This is a genomic window from Halomonas sp. BDJS001 (assembly GCF_026104355.1).
Classification (GTDB): Bacteria; Pseudomonadota; Gammaproteobacteria; order Pseudomonadales; family Halomonadaceae; genus Vreelandella.
Window position 1 is genome coordinate 2,161,158 of the sequence record NZ_CP110535.1, and the last position, 21,586, is coordinate 2,182,743.

At 53.1% G+C, this 21,586-nt stretch carries 21 protein-coding genes, 1 tRNA gene and 1 pseudogene; 11 read left to right on the top strand and 12 right to left on the bottom strand.

Features of this window, described 5'->3' with window-relative positions:
- Positions 1 to 46 precede the first annotated feature (46 nt).
- The 3 genes from OM794_RS09845 to pilB are packed head-to-tail and all read right to left on the bottom strand — an operon-like array spanning position 47 to position 3,934.
- Entirely contained in the window at positions 47 to 892 is an 846-nt protein-coding gene (locus OM794_RS09845) for a prepilin peptidase (RefSeq protein WP_226249426.1), read from the bottom strand.
- A 48-nt stretch (positions 893 to 940) separates the two neighbouring features.
- Positions 941 to 2,173 (bottom strand): type II secretion system F family protein, encoded by a 1,233-nt coding sequence (locus tag OM794_RS09850; RefSeq protein WP_226249425.1) that lies wholly within the window; start codon positions 2,171 to 2,173, stop codon positions 941 to 943.
- 3 nt (positions 2,174 to 2,176) lie between these two features.
- Complete coding sequence (gene pilB, locus OM794_RS09855) at positions 2,177 to 3,934, bottom strand: type IV-A pilus assembly ATPase PilB (RefSeq protein WP_226249424.1); 1,758 nt, start codon at positions 3,932 to 3,934, stop codon at positions 2,177 to 2,179.
- 241 nt (positions 3,935 to 4,175) lie between these two features.
- Between pilB and OM794_RS09865 the strand changes: the two genes are divergently transcribed.
- The 4 genes from OM794_RS09865 (at position 4,176) to OM794_RS09880 (ending at position 6,331) form a co-directional block, all read left to right on the top strand.
- Positions 4,176 to 4,655: a pilin gene (locus OM794_RS09865; RefSeq protein ID WP_319001073.1), complete on the top strand. Its 480-nt coding sequence runs from the start codon at positions 4,176 to 4,178 to the stop codon at positions 4,653 to 4,655.
- A 116-nt stretch (positions 4,656 to 4,771) separates the two neighbouring features.
- Entirely contained in the window at positions 4,772 to 5,206 is a 435-nt protein-coding gene (locus OM794_RS09870; protein ID WP_226249423.1) for an anti-virulence regulator CigR family protein, read from the top strand.
- A 94-nt stretch (positions 5,207 to 5,300) separates the two neighbouring features.
- Complete coding sequence (locus tag OM794_RS09875) at positions 5,301 to 6,122, top strand: inositol monophosphatase family protein (RefSeq protein WP_226249422.1); 822 nt, start codon at positions 5,301 to 5,303, stop codon at positions 6,120 to 6,122.
- 132 nt (positions 6,123 to 6,254) lie between these two features.
- A tRNA-Pro gene (locus tag OM794_RS09880) sits at positions 6,255 to 6,331 on the top strand.
- 404 nt (positions 6,332 to 6,735) lie between these two features.
- Here the strand turns inward: OM794_RS09880 and OM794_RS09885 are convergent.
- The 3 genes from OM794_RS09885 to OM794_RS09895 all read right to left on the bottom strand — a co-directional run bounded on the left by OM794_RS09885 (position 6,736) and on the right by OM794_RS09895 (position 8,906).
- Positions 6,736 to 7,365 (bottom strand): LysE family translocator, encoded by a 630-nt coding sequence (locus tag OM794_RS09885; protein ID WP_226249421.1) that lies wholly within the window; start codon positions 7,363 to 7,365, stop codon positions 6,736 to 6,738.
- Positions 7,366 to 7,495: 130 nt separating this feature from the next.
- A complete protein-coding gene (locus tag OM794_RS09890) occupies positions 7,496 to 8,314 on the bottom strand; it encodes an alpha/beta fold hydrolase (protein WP_226249610.1) in 819 nt (272 codons plus the stop codon).
- A gap of 163 nt (positions 8,315 to 8,477) precedes the next feature.
- Positions 8,478 to 8,906 (bottom strand): organic hydroperoxide resistance protein, encoded by a 429-nt coding sequence (locus OM794_RS09895; protein ID WP_226249420.1) that lies wholly within the window; start codon positions 8,904 to 8,906, stop codon positions 8,478 to 8,480.
- A gap of 123 nt (positions 8,907 to 9,029) precedes the next feature.
- On the opposite strand from OM794_RS09895, the gene OM794_RS09900 reads away from it, so the two are divergent.
- On the top strand, positions 9,030 to 9,353 hold the full coding sequence (locus OM794_RS09900) for a cupin domain-containing protein (protein WP_226249419.1): 324 nt from the start codon (positions 9,030 to 9,032) through the stop codon (positions 9,351 to 9,353).
- 230 nt (positions 9,354 to 9,583) lie between these two features.
- Here the strand turns inward: OM794_RS09900 and OM794_RS09905 are convergent, their stop codons facing one another.
- From OM794_RS09905 to OM794_RS09915, 3 genes are all read right to left on the bottom strand, one after another.
- A complete protein-coding gene (locus OM794_RS09905; RefSeq protein WP_265154551.1) occupies positions 9,584 to 10,129 on the bottom strand; it encodes an NAD(P)H-binding protein in 546 nt (181 codons plus the stop codon).
- A 214-nt stretch (positions 10,130 to 10,343) separates the two neighbouring features.
- Positions 10,344 to 11,036 (bottom strand): type 1 glutamine amidotransferase domain-containing protein, encoded by a 693-nt coding sequence (locus tag OM794_RS09910; protein WP_226249417.1) that lies wholly within the window; start codon positions 11,034 to 11,036, stop codon positions 10,344 to 10,346.
- Positions 11,037 to 11,149: 113 nt separating this feature from the next.
- Positions 11,150 to 11,755 carry a TetR/AcrR family transcriptional regulator gene (locus tag OM794_RS09915; RefSeq protein WP_226249416.1) on the bottom strand — a complete coding sequence of 202 codons (606 nt, stop codon included), beginning with the start codon at positions 11,753 to 11,755 and terminating at the stop codon, positions 11,150 to 11,152.
- Between the two features lie 474 nt (positions 11,756 to 12,229).
- Here OM794_RS09915 and OM794_RS09920 point away from each other — a divergent pair, with 474 nt between their 5' ends.
- The gene (locus OM794_RS09920) at positions 12,230 to 13,060 is read left to right on the top strand and encodes an AraC family transcriptional regulator (protein ID WP_226249415.1); all 831 of its coding nucleotides are present in this window, start codon (positions 12,230 to 12,232) and stop codon (positions 13,058 to 13,060) included.
- A gap of 129 nt (positions 13,061 to 13,189) precedes the next feature.
- On the opposite strand, the gene OM794_RS09925 is transcribed toward OM794_RS09920, so the two are convergent.
- Both OM794_RS09925 and OM794_RS09930 read right to left on the bottom strand, forming a co-directional pair.
- The gene (locus OM794_RS09925; RefSeq protein ID WP_226249414.1) at positions 13,190 to 14,296 is read right to left on the bottom strand and encodes a Gfo/Idh/MocA family protein; all 1,107 of its coding nucleotides are present in this window, start codon (positions 14,294 to 14,296) and stop codon (positions 13,190 to 13,192) included.
- 78 nt (positions 14,297 to 14,374) lie between these two features.
- Positions 14,375 to 15,388 (bottom strand): aldo/keto reductase, encoded by a 1,014-nt coding sequence (locus OM794_RS09930; RefSeq protein WP_226249413.1) that lies wholly within the window; start codon positions 15,386 to 15,388, stop codon positions 14,375 to 14,377.
- 186 nt (positions 15,389 to 15,574) lie between these two features.
- Between OM794_RS09930 and OM794_RS09935 the strand changes: the two genes are divergently transcribed.
- The 5 genes and pseudogenes from OM794_RS09935 to OM794_RS23360 form a co-directional block, all read left to right on the top strand.
- On the top strand, positions 15,575 to 16,495 hold the full coding sequence (locus OM794_RS09935; protein ID WP_226249412.1) for a LysR family transcriptional regulator: 921 nt from the start codon (positions 15,575 to 15,577) through the stop codon (positions 16,493 to 16,495).
- 252 nt (positions 16,496 to 16,747) lie between these two features.
- A complete protein-coding gene (locus tag OM794_RS09940) occupies positions 16,748 to 17,401 on the top strand; it encodes a 2Fe-2S iron-sulfur cluster-binding protein (protein WP_226249411.1) in 654 nt (217 codons plus the stop codon).
- A complete protein-coding gene (locus tag OM794_RS23260) occupies positions 17,398 to 17,898 on the top strand; it encodes an FAD binding domain-containing protein (protein ID WP_320442903.1) in 501 nt (166 codons plus the stop codon). The genes OM794_RS09940 and OM794_RS23260 overlap by 4 nt, the downstream gene beginning before the upstream one ends.
- A complete protein-coding gene (locus OM794_RS23265) occupies positions 17,781 to 18,377 on the top strand; it encodes an FAD binding domain-containing protein (protein ID WP_320442904.1) in 597 nt (198 codons plus the stop codon). Before OM794_RS23260 ends, OM794_RS23265 begins: the two co-directional genes overlap by 118 nt.
- A gap of 92 nt (positions 18,378 to 18,469) precedes the next feature.
- Positions 18,470 to 20,538, top strand: a pseudogene (locus tag OM794_RS23360) (xanthine dehydrogenase family protein molybdopterin-binding subunit); the annotation flags it as partial.
- 137 nt (positions 20,539 to 20,675) lie between these two features.
- On the opposite strand, the gene OM794_RS09960 reads toward OM794_RS23360, so the two are convergent.
- Positions 20,676 to 21,557, bottom strand: coding sequence for an AraC family transcriptional regulator (locus tag OM794_RS09960; protein ID WP_226249408.1), 882 nt, complete (start codon positions 21,555 to 21,557; stop codon positions 20,676 to 20,678).
- Positions 21,558 to 21,586: the final 29 nt, after the last annotated feature.

Sequence of the window (21,586 nt, forward strand, 5' to 3'; positions counted from 1 at the left end):
TTCACATGACCCATTTTTACATGGTTTAGTTTTATATGGTTCAGTTTTACATGAGCAGGTTGAGATACATTGCCATTATTTCATCACCGACTAACAGGGCCACCCAGCCCGCGAGGGCGAGAAACGGGCCAAAGGGAAGCGGTGCGCCGCGTAGGCGAGGTGAGCAGGCCTGGGCAGCTAGCCCAACAATGGCGCCAATCCCTGCGGAAAGGATCAACATCAGCGGTAAAAAACTCCATCCCAACCAGGCGCCCAGCGCCGCGAGCAGCTTAAAGTCGCCATAGCCCATTCCCTCTTTGCCAGTGACCAGTTTGAATAGCCAATAAAAACTCCACAGGGAAAGATAGCCTGCCATGGCGCCGATAACGGCACTCGGCAGCATCGGTGGCTGGAAAAGAAGCTGAAACAGTAACCCTGCCCAAAGTAAGGGTAGGGTAATCACGTCGGGCAGTAGCTGGGTGCGAAAGTCGATGACGGCGAGCACTAACAGTACTAAGCAGGCGCCGTAAACGAAGATCGACTCTGCAGTAAGCCCGTGGAGCGCTAGCACTGCTATGGCCAACAAGCCCCCTGCTATTTCCACCAGTGGGTACTGAATGCTGATAGGCGTTTGGCACTCGGCACAGCGCCCACGGCGTTTTATCCACCCAATTAACGGTAGGTTGTCGTGCCACGCAATAGGGGCTTCACAGCGTGGGCACATGGAAGCGGGTGTGGCCAGGTTAAAGCGCGGCGAGTGCTCGGTGCCAAGCTCAAGTGCTTCCCGGGCTTCATTGCGCCAGCCCCGCATCAGCATCACCGGAAGGCGAGTAATCACCACATTTAGAAAACTGCCCAGGCATAGTCCCATCAATAAAACGATTAACCACAGCGTAAACGGAAGGTGATGCATGGAGCTCCTTAGTCTTCTTGAAATTAGCGTTGTTTAAGCATGTGACGCTTAGAGGGCAGAGCCCAAGTCGAAGATGGGCAAGTACATAGAGACCACCACGCCGCCGACCAGCACGCCCAGTACCACGATAATAATCGGTTCCATCAGCGAAGTGAGGGCATCGACCTTATTATCGACTTCCTCTTCATAGTAATCAGCCACGCGATTGAGCATGGCATCAAGCGACCCTGCCTCTTCACCAATGCTGACCATTTGAATCGCTAAAGGGGGGAAACGGTTGGTCATACGCATGGCGAAGTGTAGCTGTTGCCCGGTGGCGACGTCCTTGCGCGTTTGTACCACTGCGCGTTCGTACACTTTATTGCCTGTGGCACCGGCTGCGGTGTCTAAGCCTTCAACAAGTGGTACACCCGAGGAAAAGGTGGTCGCTAATGTACGCGACAAACGAGCCATTGCAGATTTATGCATAATATCGCCAAGAACCGGCAAGCGAAGCAGCAGTGCGTGCATACGGTAAGCAACGCTTGGCGAGCGTTGAATGCTTATTTTAAGCAAAAGCACGGCAGCTATCACTGCGCCGAGCGCGGCTAGCCAATAACGCTGGGCAAGCTCGGATAAGTTCACGGTCAGTTGGGTTAATGCAGGGAGTTCAGCGCCAAAGCTTTGGAACATGCTTTCAAATTCAGGCACCACTTTAATTAACAGCAACATGGTTACTGCAATGCCAATCGTCATAACGGCGGTGGGGTACCAAAGAGCTTTCTTAACCCGCGCTTTCAGCGACTCAACCTTCTCTTTGTAGGTCGCAATACGATCGAGCATTTGATCCAACGCACCGGACTGCTCACCAGCACTGACGAGGTTAACAAACAGTCGATCAAAGTGTTTGGGGTGACGGTTCAATGCATCTGAGAAGCTGGCACCTGACGATACATCGCTCATCATATGCTGAACAAGGGCAACCATAGCCGGTTTCTTGAGGCTCTCTGCCACTACTTGAAGCGCTTGCAGCAACGGGATGCCAGCACGAATCATGGTGGCCATTTGACGTGCAAAGACCATGACATCGTTGGGATTAATGCGGCCGCTGCCGCCGAGGTTGCCTTTTTTACTAATCCGGCCGATAACGATATGCTGCTTGGTGAGTTCAGCGGCTACTTCGGCTTTACTGCGGCCAATCATCTCACCGCTTAGCGCTCTATCCTGTGGGCCTTTACCACTCCATTTCCAGCGCGCTAGCTTGGTGGCGGGCGTTTGGCGTCGACGTGCCGTTTTAGCCATGCCTTACTCCTTGCTCACTCGGTTAACCTCTTCCAGGCTGGTAATACCCTGCATGACTTTCAGTAGCCCACTGCGGTGCAGGCTTGGGTAGCCCTCCTCGCGCCTCTGCTGATCGATATCTAATGCGTTAGCATCGCGCATAATCAACTGACGCATCGCTTCGGTAATCGGCACTACCTCATAAATGCCAATTCGCCCTTTATAGCCGTGGGTACACTGCTTGCAACCTACCGACCTGTAGATAGTCGCCTGATGGATTTCTTCGCTGCTAAAGCCCTCTTTGCGCAGTGCCTCATGGGGAATGTCAATGGGCTCTTTGCAGTGTTGACACAGTTTGCGGGCCAGCCGCTGGGCAATAATCAAACTAACGGCGCTGGCGATGTTAAACGAAGAGACGCCCATATTCGCCAGTCGAGTTAGCGTTTCGGCTGCCGAGTTGGTATGCACCGTAGAGAGCACCAGGTGGCCTGTCTGGGCTGCTTTAACGGCAATTTCGGCGGTTTCAAGATCACGAATTTCGCCTACCATGACCACATCCGGGTCTTGGCGTAAAAACGCCCTTAGTGCACTGGCAAAATCGAGGCCGATCTTAGGTAATACGTTCACTTGATTGATACCGGCGACTTTGATCTCAACCGGATCTTCAGCGGTACAAATATTACGTTCCACTTTATTAAGGATATTAATGCCGGTATATAACGAAACAGTTTTACCACTGCCGGTAGGACCGGTGACCAAAATCATGCCCTGGGGTTGTTTTAACGCATGTTCATAATGGCCCCGTTGTTCGTCGGTAAAACCCAGTTGCTCAATACCCAGTTGCGCTGCGGCCGGATCTAATATTCGCAGCACTAACTTTTCGCCATAGACTGTTGGCAGTGAGTTAACCCGGAAATCGAGAGAGCGGGTGCGTGAAAGCTTTAACTTTATCGAGCCATCCTGGGGTAAGCGACGTTCCGATATATCCAGTCGGGCCATAATTTTTAGGCGGGCTGCGATGCGATTGCGCATGGCAAAGGGTGGTCGCGCGACTTCTATGAGAATTCCATCAATACGAAAGCGTACCCGGTAGAGGGTTTCGTAAGGCTCAAAATGGATATCAGAGGCGCCCCGGCGAATCGCGTCTAAGAGTATTTTGTTGACGAACTTAACAATAGGCGCGTCTTCACTATTTTGAGAGGACTCTTCCAGAGGAACTTCGTCACCATCGTTGTTCTGCACAACGCTCAGTGAATTCACCGCATCATCTAACTCATCCAGCTGATCAAGCATGCTACGCCCGTTTTGAGCAAGGTAGCTATTGAGTGCGACTGTGATTTGATCAACGGGAGCGAGGATACCTTCCACACTCAGGCCGGTCGCAAATTGCAACTCATCCAGTTGCGTCAAAGTGGCGGGGTAGGGAACCGCAACCGTTAGGCGATGGCCATGACGGGCTAATGGCAGAACGTTAAGGCTTTGCAGCACTTTGATAGGGTAGTCAGAAGCGGGAGGCAGCGCGGACAGACGAACTGCTTCTAGATCTATGACCGGCAGCCCATACTCCCAGCCAGCCGCCAGTGTCGCTTTGTTAGGGTCGACCAGGCCACTTTCGATCACATGCTGAAGTAACGATATTCCCAGGTTCGACGCGGTGGTTTCCGCCGTGGCGGCTTGGGCATCGGTCAACAAGCCGTGCTTAACCAAGCGCTGGGCGATGCCGCGCAGGCCACCACGCGCGGCGGCGTGGCTTAACGTCGACTCAAAAGGGGGCTGGCTCATTCAAAAACCTGTTTTACATCGTTTTAGGCGTATTACTTGTACCATAAACTAGCGTTTACAGGCATTAAATGGCTGGTGATCCCAATCCGCTAAAGTGGTAGCCGCCTGGGCCGATAACGTTAATAGAGCGTGTTGTAAAAACAGATCGCGTAAGCTAGTGTAATTTTAATATTTGCTAATTCTTTTTAAGGAATTACTGTCCTTACAAAGGCTTGCCCTTCCCCCCGCAGGAGATGCCTTTATGCAGAGTGCTGCACAACCTAATACACAGAACACCAAGCAAGGCGGTTTTACGCTGATTGAGCTGCTAATTGTTATCGCTATTATTGGCGTTCTGTCGGCTGTAGCGGTGCCGCAGTACCAGTCCTATATTCAGCGAGCTGAAGCAACCTCTGCCTACACCACTTTAAAATCACTGCAAACCGGTTTTGATGCAGCAATAGCGTCAGGAATTGACCCTTCTGAGGAATTCACTGGTGCTGATGCCTTTGAGAAATACGTAGGTTTTGATCAAGATTCTGTATCTGGTGGGAATGAAGTCTCTTACGCAAATATCGGTGGCAACACCCCTAGCATTATTTATACGTTTGGCAGTTTTGGAGGAAATGATTCTAATACAATGCGAGTAGTTCGTGACAATGATGGAAATTGGGATTGTTTCGCCACTATTAAAACTAATATCCGTCCGCGTGGCTGCCAAGACGCTCCCCCCAGTGAATAAACTTGAATGATTTAATGCTATTTTCAGCCGCTCATCGAAGCGGCTTTTTTATTTCCTCATTCCCTACGCATTTGTTCTTTACACTGTAAGCTCTGACCTTAAGCGAGGAGCTTACAGTGAACCCCATCAAACTGATTGCTATAAGCGCGCTTGGCGCATTGCTGCTTAATAATGCAGCCTTTGCCCAACCTGCCCATGCTCCGGCCCACGGTGCCCGTGATAAGGGCCAGCCCCAGCAACATGAATCTAATCGACATGGTCACTCCCAGGATGAGCGGGTTGATTTACCGCGCATCAACGAACGCGAACTACGCCAGTTACTGCGCCGACATGATGCACCGCGAGCCGAAGCGTTACCGCCAGGTATTCAACGCAATCTTGAGCGTGGCAAACCCTTGCCTCCAGGTATCGCCAAGCGTTTTGATGGCCAGCTAGCGTCTCAGTTGCCCAACTACCCAGGCTATGAGTGGGAGCGTGTTGGCGCTGATGTGGTGTTAATCGAAGCAGCCACGCGCATCGTTGTGGATGTTTTGGTAGACGCATTGCGCTAACCACTACCGCTGGAAGTCGGTTTGACTCGAAAATTACATCTCGGCGGCTTATGGTAGAGACTCATAGCATCATCGCGTTCTAAAGGGAGATTCAATGAGCGACCATACACTAGCCGCGCGTCTTGAAATTACTATCGCTATTGCTGAAGAAGCGGGGCAGATGATAATCAAGGCGCGGGAGCAGCAGGATTTTGCCCAGCGCTTAAAAAAGGATAACGAACTGGTCACCGATGTGGATGTGGCTGTGGACAAGTTGATTAGTCAGCGCCTGGAGGAGCACTTCCCTGGAGAAGCGCGGCTGAGTGAAGAGCTCGCCCCCGAGAGCACTTTGCATGAAACGGCGCCAAAACTGTGGGTGGTGGATCCCATCGATGGCACGGTTAATTTCGCTCAAGGGCTTCGCCATGTAGCGGTCTCCATTGGCTGGATGGAAGCGGGCGTCGCCAAGGTGGGCGTTGTGCATGCGCCGTTTTTGGGTGAGACCTTTAGTGCTGCTGAGGGCACCGGAGCTTATTGTAATGGTAAATCCATACAGCCCAGCAGTGCAGATTCACTGGCGCACACCTTGGTCGGCACAGGGTTCCCATATCGTAAAGAGGAGCGTAAGCAGCTTTTGAAGCGGTTGGAAGCCGTGTTATTTGAGTGCCAGGACGTTCGTCGCAATGGCGCAGCAGCGCTCGATTTGTGCGATGTCGCCTGCGGCCGCCTGGATGCTTATTACGAAAGTGTCTCGCCCTGGGATTTTGTTGCAGGCTGGGTTATTGCTCGGGAAGCCGGCGCACGAGTAGGGCACCTATATCCAGTGCCTTCAGCGGTGCCAGAGGATATTTACCCTGATCATTTAATCGTAACTGCCCCCGGTGTATATGATGCCATGGCCTATTTATTGCTTGAGGCAGACCAACGCAAGCCATAAAGGGCGATGAGCGTTATGGCAGTGTGTGACAAATACTTGAAAAGAAAGCGCTATAAGGGCTTTTCATTTATGCAAGAAACCGCTAGTATACGCACCGTCTTGAGGAAAAGATGTAGCGGCCAATAAAGACAGCGGAGCGTGGCGCAGCTTGGTAGCGCGTTGCAATGGGGTTGCAAAGGTCGCAGGTTCGAATCCTGTCGCTCCGACCAAAAATTATTAAAAACCGCCGATTTGGGGAAAACCAATCGGCGGTTTTTTGTTGGTTGGTAAAATATTGGGAATATTTTGGGAAAACAGTTGCACCTGTAGAAGCTACCTAGCGCTTTATAACTCAAGCATTTCAAAATGAGTTCTTGCTCCCCTCTATTCAGCAGATGTGCTCAGTTTCGGTAGTTAGTGAGGGTAAGTTGTAACATACGAGCTTATCTACTCTACTGGCTATTAAGTCTCCATAAGTGTTCAGCGCTAATCTGACAAGATAATTGCCTTCGTTCCCGGAGGGCATATCTGCCCCCAAGGAGAAAGTTTTACTGTGCAACGTCCGACCAGCGGCTCACTCGGGAAGACTGGTGCTATCTGTGTTGGAAGCAGCTTTTTTCCAACACAGGGGTACTTAGTAAAAAGCGTTGATAGCCATGAAGATGCCAAACAGCATGAGTACTCCTCCAGCAGCGCGCTTACCCCAAACAGCGGCACCTGGTTTCGCCAGTTTCGTGATCACTGTTTGGGCGGCTAATGCGTAAGCGCTTGAAACGATCAGTTTAATAAACACAAATAATAGGATGAGTGGAAGTAGTGTCGCGATGTGCGAATCCTGTTGGGAGCTGATAAATTGCGGCAACAGCGAGGAGAAAAAGAGAATCGCCTTGGGGTTGCTGAGCCCAACCATAAACGATTGTCGCCAAAGGACGGATACGCTTTGCAATGTTGTAGGCTGGCCGCTAGGTGTAGGAACCGCTTGTGCCATACGAAATTGCTGCATACCTAGCCATAAAAGATAAACAGCACCGACAACTTTGACGACCATAAACACCGTTGGATTTGCCTCCAGTAACGCCCCGACTCCCAGGAGTGAGCAAGCCGCAAGCCCGGCAATAGCCACTAAATCGCCGGTCAGTATTAAGATGGCGCGGCTTGGGCCGTGTACCAGCGCATTGTTAACCAAAAGAATTGTTGAGGGCCCAGGCGAGCCAACTTGCATCGCAGCAATCATTGCGAATAATAGATAGTCAGTGAGCACCATAGTTAACACTCCTTTTCAATGAAACGTGAATATGTTGCTATGCAAGAAATAAGCTACTTTGTCGTGAGTTGTGCAAGTTGGCCCACGGCATGGCAGTGGGCCAATGGATAGCGATCAGGGTGAAAGGCAATTAGCGTTGAAGAAAATTGAGCAGATCCTGGTTGAGCCGATCTTTGTGCGTATCGGTTAAACCGTGAGGTGCACCCTCGTACACGATCAATTCCGCGCCTTCTACCAATGCCGCAGACGCTTGCCCCGAGATATCTATAGGTACGATTTGGTCGTCGTCACCATGGATAACCAGGGTGGGAATATCGAATGCCGCCAAGTCTTCACGGAAATCAGTGGCCGAGAAGGCAGCGATGGAGTCATAGGTATTCTTATGACCGCTTTGCATTCCTTGCGCCCAGAATGACTGGATCAGCCCTTGGTTGGGTTCCGCACCTGGGCGGTTAAAGCCAAAGAAGGGCCCTGAGGCAATATCCAGGTATAGCTGGGAGCGATTGTTTAGAGACGCTTCCCGGATGCCATCGAACACGTCGATAGGCAACCCATTAGGGTTGTCAGGCGTTTGCAGCATCAGAGGAGGCACCGCGGAGACCAAAACGGCTTTAGCAACGCGATCTGTTCCGTGACGACCAATGTAGCGAGCCACTTCTCCTCCGCCAGTCGAGAAACCGACGAGGGTGACATTGTTCAGGTCAAGGGTGTTGATGACCGTGGCCAAGTCATCGGCATAATGATCCATATCATTGCCTTCCCAAGGTTGACTGGAACGTCCGTGGCCGCGGCGGTCATGGGCGATCACGCGATAGCCTTGGGAGGCTAGAAAAATCATTTGTGACTCCCAGCTGTCAGAATTCAGCGGCCAGCCATGACTGAAGGTGGCCACTGGGCCATCTTTAGGCCCCCAGTCTTTGTAATACAGTTCCACACCATCAGTGGTCATGATGGTACTGGCAGTTTGTTCGGTGCTGAAGGCTTCTGTGGCATCTGTAGCGTACGCGTTTGAGCCAACTTGAAGACCCAGTGCCAGCAGGGTAGCGGTCAATGTGCGATTAAGTTTTTTCATGACATCGTTTCCTGTTCTCGCGGTTGAGTCGTGGTGGTGTTTATTGACTGATGGTCAGCGTGACGTCGATGTTATTGCGCGTGGCATTGGAATATGGGCAGACGATGTGGGCCTGATCGACTAACGTTTGTAAAACGTCGGCGGGCACGCCTGGCGCCGCAATCGTTAACTCAGCTTGAATGCCAAAGCCGGTAGGTATCTGGCCAATACCGACATTACCGGTGACGGACGTGCTTTCAGGAAGCGTGATTTTTTGCTTGCCCGCCACGAATTTCAGAGCGCCGAGAAAGCAGGCTGAATAGCCAGCGGCGAAAAGCTGCTCAGGGTTAGTGCCGTCGCCACCCGCACCGCCAAGTTCGCGGGGCGTGGAAAGCTTTACGTTCAAAGCGTTATCGGAAGAGGTGGCTTGGCCTTCGCGTCCACCCGTGGCAGAAGCAGTAGCCGTATAAAGAATCTTTTCGATAGTCATATCCTGGTTTCTCCAAAGTAGTGGTTGATCCGAAAACAAGTGTTGTCCGGTGATAGGTATTTTGCCTGCTATAATTGGACGATTGGTGATCTATAGTCTCGATAATTTGATAAGGAGTATCATGTGGCCGATGGGTTAGCGACACTGATGGAGCACTTCTCGGTAACGGCCGAGGTATTTCAAGCAGGGGCTCTATGCGGTACCAATACCTTGGAAACTGATAGAGTGTCGGGGCAGATGCATTTGGTGCGGCGGGGAACGGCTAAGGTGATACACCACGATGTGGCACTGAGCATTACGCAGCCCAGTTTGTTGCTCTATGCCCGGCCAATGATGCACCGTTTTATAACCGACCCCGAGCGCGGGGCCGATATGGCCTGTGCAAGCTTACGGTTTGAGGGAGGCGAGCAAAATCCGAATGTGGCGAGTTTTCCAAACGTTGTGTGACTGCCATTGGATGCCATTGCACCGCAGGTTCTCAACCTACTCAGTTTGTGGCCAGTTGTTTCTTATCCACGGGGTGAAGCTCTTCAACGCGGGCAGCATGCTGGCTCCCTTGATGCATGCGTTTCAAATGCTAGTCATTGCGTTAACGGCTTCCGGTATCGGCACATTTCCTTCAGTTAGTTCAAGAATCTTTCTACTCACTGCGGGAGTGTGGAGCAGCGTTGCGAGAGTTACCGCCACATCATCACGGCTGACTTCGGTGTGGATCTGGGCAACTCCAAGATTGATCGTCCCGGCGCCGCGTTATCCTTTAATGCGGATGGACGCAGGATGATCCAGTCCAGACCACTCTGAGAGAGCTCTATGTCTGCACGCTTCTTCACCATGATGTAGTGCTCAAAGCCTTCGTCCATGTGCCGTTCACGCCATGCCTCGGGGAATACCGAGACCAGAAGAAAGCGCTTAATACCAGCCAACTTGGCAGCGGCAATTGATTTGGTGACCCCATTACCGTCGATGGCTTCGGTCATCTCGCTACCAGCGCCCCCAGCCCCAGCAGTGAAGACAATGGCGTCACTTCCGCGCATGGCTTCCGCCAGTCGCTGCGGATCAATGTTCACTAGGTCTCCGACGGTGCCGGTTACACCAATACTAGCGAGCATCCCAGCCTGGTCTGGCTGTCGATAGAGGCCATCGACCTCGTCGCCGCGTTCCTTTAGGGTGCGTGCTAAACGAAACCCTACGTTACCAGTGATTCCCACAATAAAAATCTTCACTTTGACGACTCCTGCAAGAAAATAGTTAACAGTTCAATAGCGCTGGTGGCGCTCAAAGTCCGCCAAGACTGATGTACTTGAGAATGAGATACTCCGTAATGCCATGTGGGGAGCTCTCGCATGCGGTGACATAGGCCGGGAAATGAGTGAAGCCTGAGTGTCAGGTTTTTAAGAATTGAGGCTGTCAGTAGCAAGCACTGTCAGCCTCAAATGCTCATGATGCTGAGTTTTCGACAAGCTTATCTAGCAGAACGGTTGCGGCTGGGGCCGAGGACGCCGGGTTTTGACCGGTGATCAGCAGGCCATCAGAGATGACGTAGGATCCCCAGTCGTCGCCTTTCGAAAAGATACCACCCTTGGCTTTGAGTTCGTCTTCGACCAGAAACGGCACGATATCGGTAAGGCCGACAGCGGCTTCTTCGCTGTTGGCGAATCCAGTGACTTTTTTGCCTTCTACCAGCGGACGGCCACTTGGTGCTTTTACATGACGAAGCAAGCCAGGCGCATGGCAAACGAGTGCAACGGGCTTTTCGGCAGCGAGGAACGACTCAATCAGAGAGATTGAGTTTTTATCTTCGGCGAGATCCCAAAGGGGACCGTGGCCGCCAGGGTAAAACACGGTGTCGAAATCAGCTTGAGAAACGCTATCCAGACGCACGGTGTTGGCAAGTTGGGCCTGGGCCTCTGCATCTGCCTCAAAGCGCCGAGTCAGATCAGTTTGGAAAGCTGGCTCGTTGCTTTTCGGATCGAGTGGCGGTTGACCGCCCTTAGGCGATGCCAGCACGATCTCTGCGCCAGCTTCTTTAAACGTGTAATAAGGTGCGGCCAGCTCTTCGAGCCAAAAACCGGTTTTGCGGCCAGTGTTGCCCAACTGGTCGTGCGATGTCAGAACCATCAGAATTTTCATGTCTTTCTCCAATTGGTAGGTGGTTTTTATTAGACCGGTCGTCTCGAAATGAGGCGTAAAAAAAGTACTCCTGAGAGAACGCTCTCGAGTAGTACTTTCACATCTCTCCCCGGTCAGGCGGAAAGATGAAGAATCTGGCGAGTCGTTTTCATGGCTGTTTCAAAAGGATGCGTGGTACGCACAATTTTTACCATCACGCTGGCACCCAGCCAAAGCTGATAAAGGCTTTCTGCATTGTCGTGAGCAGATCCCTTAATCGACAGCGAACCATCTGCCATACCAGCCTCTATAGCTTGCGCAAGACGATCAATGATGCCCCTCGTACCGCGCTTAAGTGCTAAACGCATTGTTTCCGACAAGTCGGCTACTTCTGCTCCTAGCTTGACCGCAAGGCATTTGCCCTGGCAATCGAAAAAGGATTGATTCTCTTCCCAGTTCTGCCAATACGACATCAAGCGTTCGGCCATCGTCTTATTAGGCTGACGAAGCGTCTCGTCGAGCTCAGCGAGATAATGCTCGAAATAGTGCTCAAGCAGCGCCTCTCCGAACGCATCCTTCGAACCAAAATAATGGTAGAAGGAACCCTTAGGTACGCCGGCTGTCGCTAAAATTTCGTTTAAACCAACAGCCGAGAAGCCCTTGCCCGCCATAATTCGCTGGCCTGTAGCAAGAATATTCTCACGAATATCGGTTGTTTTAAGTGTAGTTTTAGTCTTCATAAATGAAATATAGTACTAAATAGACCGGTCGTCTAGTCTGTGTTTTAAAAAAATCACATTTTGTATCACCTCTGGAGTACTACCCGTTTCTTCTGCAACTATAGTTATGGACAAGCAGAATGGGCCGCATCAGCTAACGCTTTAAGCGGGTGGGTTGGAGAAAGGGCGTCACCAACAGCATAGTTCCACCTACCGCCACCAACAACCACAATGGGGACTGAAAATCACCATTACTGCCCCGCAAATACCCCATTGCCAGGGGCCTGCCGCCGCCACTAAATAACTCTGCAGCATATTGCGTACCGGCATGCGGGGAGCCCTTAGAGGGGCGAATGCTGCTTACGTCCGTTTTGCCAAGTTTCTCCAAAGTAGTGGTTAGTCCGAAAACAAGTGTTGTCCGGTGATAGGCATCTTACCTGCTATAATTGGACGTTTGGTGATCTGCAGTCTCTATAAATTGATCTGGAGTATCATATGGCCGATAGGTTAGCGACACTGATGGAGCACTTCTCGGTAACGGCTGAGGTATTTCACGCAGGGGCTCTATGCGGTACCAATACCTTGGAAACTGATGGAGTATCGGGGCAGATGCATTTGGTGCGGCGGGGAACGGTTAAGGTGATACACCACGATGGGTCTCTGAACATTACGCAGCCCAGTTTGTTGCTCTATGCACGCCCAATGACGCACCGTTTCATAACCGATCTCGAGCAGGGTGCCGACATGGCCTGTGCCAGCTTACGTTTTGAGGGCGGCGCGCAGAATCCAATTGCAGCGAGTTTGCCGAATGTTGTGTGTCTGCCGCTGGACGCCATTGCCGGTGCATCGCAGGTTCTGGATCTGCTATTTGAAGAGGCATTTACTCAGCACTGCGGTCGGGTTGCAGTGGTTAACCGCCTATTTGAGGTGGTGATGATTCAAATACTGCGACAGCTAATGGAAAACAACGATGTGAAGGGGGGAATGCTGGCGGGCCTCTCACATCCACGCTTGCGCAACGCCCTTGTTGCCATACATGAAGAGCCGACAAAAGCGTGGACGCTGGATACGCTGGCAGAAAGGGCAGGTATGTCGCGCAGCGTGTTTGCGTCTAGCTTTAACGAGGTTGTGGGTACTACCCCTGGTAAATACTTGCAAGGGTGGCGTATTAGGATGGCGCAGCAGGCATTAAAGCGCGGTCGGCCGATCAAGATTATTGCCGGAGAAGTGGGCTATGGAAGCGAAGTGGCCTTGTCGCGAGCCTTTAAAGCCTACACGGGAATGTCACCAAGACAGTGGCGAGAAGCGCAAGCGGCCACTCTGTGAGCTTAATTGCACATACTCTGACAGTTACGCTGCCAGGCAGATTTTCTCTGCGCATCAAACGCTGGCAATAAGGTTGATGCGTCTGGTGACGGCCGCTGTTTGCGAGCAAGGTAGCCGTCACCGTCCTCATCAGCTGAGGTTGCGCTGCCGTTCGCCTGTTTGCGCCGCACGTTCGACCGCTGCCACCAGTTGGCTATTGTGAACTGCATGCCCAAAGCCCGGTGTATTGAAGGTACCTTCAGCCATATCGCGGGCCAAGCTGTCGTATACTTCCCCCACATTGATAGCGGCACAGGCCCACACACTGGGGGCAGACGCATTGATGGCACCCAGTGCAATCGGTGTTTCGGGTGGTGCGAACGCCACACTTGCCGACAGCGTCAGGTCACCGACCTGTACACCCGCCAAGTGGTTGCCTGTCAGCGTCAGAGAGCCTTCTGAACCCCGAATATCAAAGACAAAGTGTGCATCGTTTTCAGAAACGCCAGCCAGCACCTGCACGGAAACGGGAGCTCCAATCGCTGTTTTAGCGATAATATCAACGTGATCGGGAATCTCTCGAACCGATGTCTCGCCAGTATCGGTCAGCTTAACTTCCGGCCAGAGGAGCTCCGTTCTAGCATCGACTTCCGAGACGTTGCCCAGTACTGCTTCGATGACATCAAGCACATGAGCAGTGGTTATCGTCAGAAAACTTGCACCAGAAGCGGCCTTGTTGAAGTAGTCATAAACGCTAGGCGACTCGGGGCCATACCCGAACGTGGTGGCGCGAACATTCGCCGACATGATGGTGCCAAGCTTACCGAGAGCAATAAGTTCAGCGGCGCGACGGACGGCAGGGTTCTGACGCCCCTGCAAGCCGATAGCGGTATGCAGCGTTCCTGCTTCCGCGGCCATTTGCTCCGTTTCGGCTAACGTTGAGCCAAGTGGCGACTCGCAGTATATGGCCTTCTTGGCCTTTGAGGCGGCAAGCACTAACGCTTTATGAGCCGGTACGTTGACAGCGATAGTAACGATATCGATAGTGTCATCATGAATGAGTTCATAGGGATCGGCGTACCAGCGTTCAGCACCAAATGCTTCTGCTGCAGCCCTGGCGCTCGCTTCCCTCCGCGTGGCCACTGCCGCTAGGATCAGTGAAGGGTGTTTCTGAATAGCGGGGACGTGGGAACCTCCCGCCCAGCTCGCTTTGGTGTCTGCGCCGATGATTCCCACGCGAAATTGTTTAGTCGTCATTTTTAAACTCCTGGCTGATTTTGAGTCAATTAATGTGAAAACACTTAATTACTAAGGGCTGTTATTGAAAAGATATGTCTAGGAGTGTCGGTCACCCAACTGATTCAAAAGCCATCCAGGATACTCATTAGGCAACTTGCTAACTGTATCGAGTTGGTCTAGATCGGCTGGATCCAGCTGGATAGAGGTGGCTTTGATATTCTCTTCCAGTTGATCGACACGCTTTGCGCCGAGAATGACGCTGGTCACTACTGGCTGGTGAAGGAGCCATGCTATTGCGATCTGACCTGGCGTTGCATCATGTTTAGCGGCGATAGCCGTTAGCGTTTCGATCAGTGGTTCGCCGCGCTGGCGGTCAATCGGTGGGAAATCCAGCTCCTTCAGTCGGCCGCCGTTGCTGCTCTTCCCTGAGTACTTCCCTGTCAAGTAGCCGCCAGCCAAGGGGCTCCATACCATCATCCCGACCTGCTCGGACGTCAGCATGGGGGTGATCTCGCGCTCCACGTCTCGGCCTACCAGCGTGTAGTAAGCCTGCAGAGAGACGATAGGGGAGAGGCCTCTGGCCCTGCTGATACCAAGCGCTTTCATGATCTGCCATGCAGCCCAATTCGAAAGTCCGATGTAGCGGACATCGCCAGCGCGAACAAGCGAATCAAGTGCATCTAGAGTTTCTTCTATCGGCGTGGCGGGATCGAATGCATGGATTTGGTAAAGATCGATATAGTCCAGCCCTAGCCGCTGTATACTTGCTTGGCACTCGCTTAAAATATGACGGCGAGAAGTGCCGCGCTGGTTCGGCCCCTCTCCCATGGCGGAGGCCACTTTTGTTGCGATGACGAGCTCATCTCTGGGCAGGCCAAGGTTGCGAAGCGACTGACCAAGCATCGTCTCACTGCGCCCATTGGCGTAGACGTTCGCAGTGTCAAAGAAATTGATGCCTGCCTCGAAAGCCGATTTTACAAGCGCATCAGCATCATCCTGGCCAAGCTTGCCGACTTGCCCCCATATGCCGGTGGTGCCTCCAAACGTCATCGCGCCGAAGCACAATTCAGATACGAACAAACCGCTATTGCCTAACGTGGACATACGCATTGTGTGTCTCCACAAAAGTAGTGGTTGGTGTTTACTAAGTGGTTCGGATTAGTACTGAAGTGCCGAGTGATCCGCTTAGCTCTCTAGTTGGCTGCTAACTAACAGAGGCAATATTACGCTGTATATTGTTTATGATTAATGCTGTAATAAATACATTAGTGGTAAGTAGAGGTTTACAATTGGCTTATGAATCCATCACTGCTTCCATCACTTGCTTGGTTTGCTCTTATTGCTCGGCACCGCAGTTTTACGCGTGCCGCGGATGAAATGGGTGTATCACGCGCCGCTCTGTCGCAGAATCTCAAAGCGTTGGAGAAGCAGTTGGGCGTGCGGCTGCTATACCGTACGACTCGCGATATGTCGTTGACGGAGGCGGGTCAGCAGTTATTCGATACTTTGACGCCGACACTGAATAAGATTGAAAAGACGGTTTCAACTCTGGGAGATTCCAGCGGCACGCCTGCTGGCTTGATCCGAATCAATGTCTCACGCCTGGCGGCGAGGGTGCTGCTGGAGCCGCATCTGGCTGATTTCTACATGCGCTATCCGAAGATAAAGCTCGAAATGATCATGGACGATTCACTGTCGAACATCATCGCCGATGGCTGCGACGTGGGTATTCGACTGGGGCGCAGTCTTGCAGAGCACGTCGTTGCCGTCCCCATTAGCCCTACGCTGTCGATGGCCGTGGTTGCCTCACCTGCCTACTTCGAGCAGTACGGCGTACCGAAGACACCAGCGGATTTGGTGCAGCACAATTGCATTAACTACCGCTACGCGGGCAGTGGAGCTGTTCGTGACTGGGATTTCGAGGAGCTGGGAAACAATGGCCACCATTTTACCCAATCAGTGACCGGGAACCTCACCACCAATGATGATGAGGGCATGGCGCGGGCAGCAATTCAGGGCGTAGGACTGAGCCAACATCTTGATATTGCGATTCAAGATTATTTGGCTGATGGTCGCCTTGTCAGGGTTCTTGTTGATTGGACACACAGGCACCCAGGCTTTTACTTGTATTCGCCCTCGCGTGAGCAGATGCCTTCCAAGGTGCGTGCATTGATTGATTTCTTAAAAGAGAAGCGAGGCTTCATAACGCTTCAATAGTGTGCACTTTTATTAAAGAGAAGTGCTTTAAGAGGATCGTGCAAAGATGCCGCAGTATTTACCTATTACATATTAAACCGGCGCTATAAGTTGTTATTACGCTTTCGGTTCAAACCTTCGTCAGACTCCACTTTTCAAATTGTCGCTCATTGTTGAGCCACGATGTCTGTGTGTCTGTTCGTCCTATACCGCGCGTGATTGACTTGGGTGCGCAGCCGGCGTCGCCCTAGGACTTTACCTACAGGAGGCGAGATGTCCGAGGATAATGGCATAACCCAGTTACCGATAACGCGGCGGCGTTTTAATCAGGTGAGCCTTGCCATCGCCGCAAGCACTCAGGCGAGCTGGATGGCCTTTGCCGCGAAACCTGCTTGGGCGCAGACAGCGCCAGCCCTACCGATGTCGATTTTGCTCACCGTGAACAGCAAAGCTCATGATTTAACACTCGACCCACGCACGACACTGCTGGATGCACTGCGAGAGCATATTGGTCTGACAGGTACCAAGAAAGGCTGTGACCATGGCCAGTGCGGTGCCTGCACCGCCATTGTCGATGGGCGAAGGATGTACACTTGCCTGAGTCTTGCGGTTATGCACGAAGAGAGCGAGATCACAACAGTTGAAGGGATCGGATCCGCCAACGATCTGCACCCGATGCAGAAAGCCTTCGTCGAGCGGGACGGTTATCAGTGTGGCTACTGCACACCAGGCCAGATCATGGCAGCCATCGCAACGCTTGACGAGCTGTCGGCTGGTATCCCTAGTGCGGTGACAGTCGATGTCACATCGTCATCGACTGCGACACCCGAAGAGTTACGTGAGCGAATGAGCGGCAATCTTTGCCGCTGTGCCGCATATCCCAACATTATTGCTGCCATCTCTGATGTCGAGGAGAGCCAAGGATGAGACCTTTCTCCTACGAACGAGCTAACTCTGTAGAAGATGCCGTCGTACGGCTTGCAGCCCAACCCAGTGCACGGATCATCGCAGGCGGCACAAACCTGCTGGATCTGATGAAACTGCAGATCGAGACGCCGGAGCATCTGATTGATGTTAATGGTGTTGGGCTGGACCAGATTGAGCCGTCAGGTGCTGGTAGCCTGCGTATCGGCGCACTGGTGCGCAACACCGATCTTGCTGCAAATCCGACAGTGCGACGTGACTATAGTGTACTGACACGCGCTTTGGTATCCGGGGCATCCGGTCAATTGCGCAACCGGGCAACCACCGCTGGAAACCTCATGCAGCGGACACGCTGCCCCTATTTCTACGGAACTGCCATGCGTTGCAACAAACGATCGCCCGGATCCGCTGCGATGCCCTGGAAGGTTTGTCAGCCAATCTCGCAATTCTTGGCTCTAGCGATGCCTGTATCGCTACTCACCCCTCAGATATGGCGGTAGCGATGCGGGCGCTTGATGCCGTGGTGCGGGTTATGGGGCCTGGAGGAGTGCGCCGAATTTCGATCGCTGATTTTCACCGACTACCAGGTGACACTCCAGAGATAGAAACAGAACTGCAGCCTGGCGAGATGATTACCGCTGTTGAGTTGCCCGCCCCTTTGGGAGGCACTCACGTTTACCGCAAGGTGCGTGAACGGGCGAGCTACGCCTTCGCCACCGTCTCTGTTGCGCTGGTTGCCCGCGTCGATGGGGAAAGCGTTGGGATTGAAAGGCTGGCTTTCGGCGGCTTAGCCGCCAAGCCTTGGCGAGTGGAGGCGGCAGAGCGACGTGGCACGGGCACACCCAAAGAGGTTGCGCGGGACGCAGCTAACATTGCCCTTGAGGGTGCAACGCCTACCCATGAAAACGCCTATAAGATCAAGCTCGCGGAGCGGTCACTGCACGCGGCACTAATCGATGCAATGGAGCAGACAGCATGAGCCGTCTCGACACACTCAATACCGACACGAGGATTGTCGGTCAGCCCATGCGCCGGATTGATGGGCCACTTAAGGTTAGTGGCACTGCCACCTACGCCTATGAGAACGCACGACTCGGAGAAGCGCTTGTCGGTGTTTTCGCGATATCTACGATCGGAAAGGGGAAGATAACCTCGCTGGATACCGGCGCGGCCGAGGCGATGCCGGGCGTTCGACGCGTCATCACCCATGAAAATGTGATCGAACAGGCGCCTCTGGATCGTGAAAGCCCCGTAACGGTTCGGGGGCGGCCGATCTTTTACGACAACAATATTCTCCATTTCGGCCAGCCGGTGGCACTGGTGGTCGCCGAGACCTTTGAACAGGCGCGTGATGCCGCGCTAGCAGTTCGGGCCGAATACCAGCTAGAACGCGGCGCCTTCGTTTACAGCGAAGGAAGCCCAGTGAATGAGCCCGAGTTTGCCAACGCGGGCTTTCCCGCTGCAACGGATCGCGGCGATTTCAATGCCGGCCTTGCCGGGGCACATGCAACGGTCGATCTCACCTACGAGACGCCTATGCTCTACGCCCAGCCGATCGAGCCACACTCCACCCTGGCCCACTGGGAAGGGGAGCGTCTGCACTTGATTACCAGTTGCCAGACATTGAACTATATTACGATCTCGCTTGGCACATCGCTGGGGTTGACGCCCGAAAATCTGATGATTTCGGCACCTTATGTTGGCGGTGGGTTCGGTTCAAAGCTGGGAGTTCACGCCGATCTTATGGGGGCCGCAATCGCATCGAGGATGCTCGGCGAACCCGTGAAGGTCTGTTTCACACGCCAGCAAATGTTCACGCTTTGTGGGGCGCGCCCTGGCATCATCAACGAGTACGGTTTGGTGCCGATGCGGAGGGTCGGCTCACCGCCATCGGCCATGAGGCGCTGATCTACTCCAACGACAACGATCCTTTTGTGGAGCAGACGGGCACCGCTACCCGGTCGCTTTATACCAGTGCGAACCGGATGACCCGGCATTACACGACTCATCTGGATCGCCCCGGTGGTGATACGGTACGTGCACCTGGTGAACTGCCTGGGCTGTTGGCCGTCGAAGCAGCCATGGACGAGCTTGCTGAGGCGCTGCAGATGGATCCCATCAAACTACGCGTACTCAACGATACTGATACCGACCCGGAGTCCGGTTCGCCGCTGACTGGCCGGAAGCTTTCAGAATGCCTGCAAGTCGGTGCAGAACAGTTCGGCTGGGTAGACCGTCTGCCACGACCCCGAGAACGAAAGGAGGGCCAATGGCTGATCGGCATGGGCGTAGCTGCAGCGATCCGACCCCATTTTCAGGGTGCAACCGAAGTAGAGATCGCAGTGACGCCGCAAGGCCGGGTCGAGGTTCGTTCGGATCTGACCGATATCGGAACCGGTAGCTATACGATTCTGGCCCAGGTTGCGGCCGAGGTTCTGGGGGTCGAACCGGACACTGTAGATGTACTGTTGGCTGACTCTCGCCTACCGACGGGCGGTGGCTCGGGCGGTTCCTGGGGGGCGTCAAATACCTCGACCGCGCTGCATCAGGCCTGCCACGCACTGATCGACAGCACTGGAGTTGCTGTAGGGCCCGATTTCGCTCGCCAGGTGCTTGCGCGTCACCCGGAAGGTGCGACTGCTATAGGCAGCCTTGCAGGGCAGGGCTCTCTCGCCGATTGGCACGAGAAGTCGCGCCATACCTACGGCGCGCATTTCGTCGAAGTAGCCGTGCATCAATTGACCGGTGAGGTTAGGGTGCGCCGCATGCTTGGCGTATTTGCCGCAGGCAGAATACTGAATCCTATGACGGCTCGCTCCCAGTTGCTTGGTGGGATGACGTGGGGATTGTCAGCAGTCCTACACGAGGGAGCGGAGTTCGATGCCCGCTATGGCAACGTACTGAACGGTGATCTGGCGGAATATCTCGTACCCGTGCATGCCGACATACCAGACATCAATATTGTCATGCTTGATGAACCTGACCTAGAGGCGAACCCAATTGGTGTCAAGGGGGTTGCCGAGCTTGGCTCCTGCGGATCTTCTGCAGCGGTAGTGAATGCCATCTACAACGCCTGCGGCGTGCGGATACGTAAGTTCCCGGTACGGCTCGCCACGCTGGTAGCCAATATGAGTGACACTTAACAAGACGAGATTTTTCACCAACCTCAATGGAGCCAGGCTGTTTGAAGCCATTGTCGTCAGAACAGGATTATCGACCTGGGAAGAGTAAGGTTTTGGTCTATGGCACTATCGCGCGAATCGGTGCGCGCGCTAACCTAAACTACCCTACGTAATCTCCCGGCATCCTTGGCTGGAGGGTTGCCGAACATGCGGGCATAGTCGCGGCTGAACTGAGAGGGGCTCTCGTAGCCGACGCTATAGCCTGCGCTGGATGCATCCATTCCCTCCGCCACCATCAGCCTGCGTGCTTCCTGCAGGCGTAACTGGCCACGGAATTCAAGTGGGGTCATGGACGTAATCGCCTTGAAGTGAGCATGAAAAGAGGAACTGCTCATGCCTAGCGTATCAGCGATGTCATTAATCCGGCAGGCTTCAGTGTAGTGCTCCCTTAGCCAGACAATAGCCTTGGCAATTTGATTCAAGCGGCTATCCGCTGTAGCCATCTGGCGTAGGGTGCTATTGCCAGGATCCTTCAGAAGACGGTAGAGAATCTCCCGAATAACCAGTGGTGCTAATGCCTCAATATCGTCCGGTTTGTCGAGCAAGTCGGTAAGCCGAACAGCGGCATCCAGCAACTCGGGCGTCGTATCATTAAGCGAAATCCCGTTTGCAGAGGTATTGTGCTGTGTGGATGCAGGGATTTTTAATGCAAGATCGCTTAGTGTTGCCATGTCCAAATTGAGAACCAGGCATAGATAAGGTGCGGATTCGCTGGCCTCAATCACCGTCCCGATCACGGGCATGTCGACCGAGGCGATCAGGTATCTCGCTGAGTCGTACACATACATGGTAGTGCCTAGCATCACCTGCTTACGGCCTTGAGCGATTAAACATAGTGTCGGTTCGTATACTACTGGCATGGGAAGGGTGGGAGTGCCAGAGCGAATAAGGTTAACGCCTGGAATTGATGTTTGGTAGGTTCCGTCATCTTGAATATGACGAGCAATATTATCGACAAGCTTTGTAAGCGAATCCATGTCTCCCTCCGTCATAAAATTGGACTTTA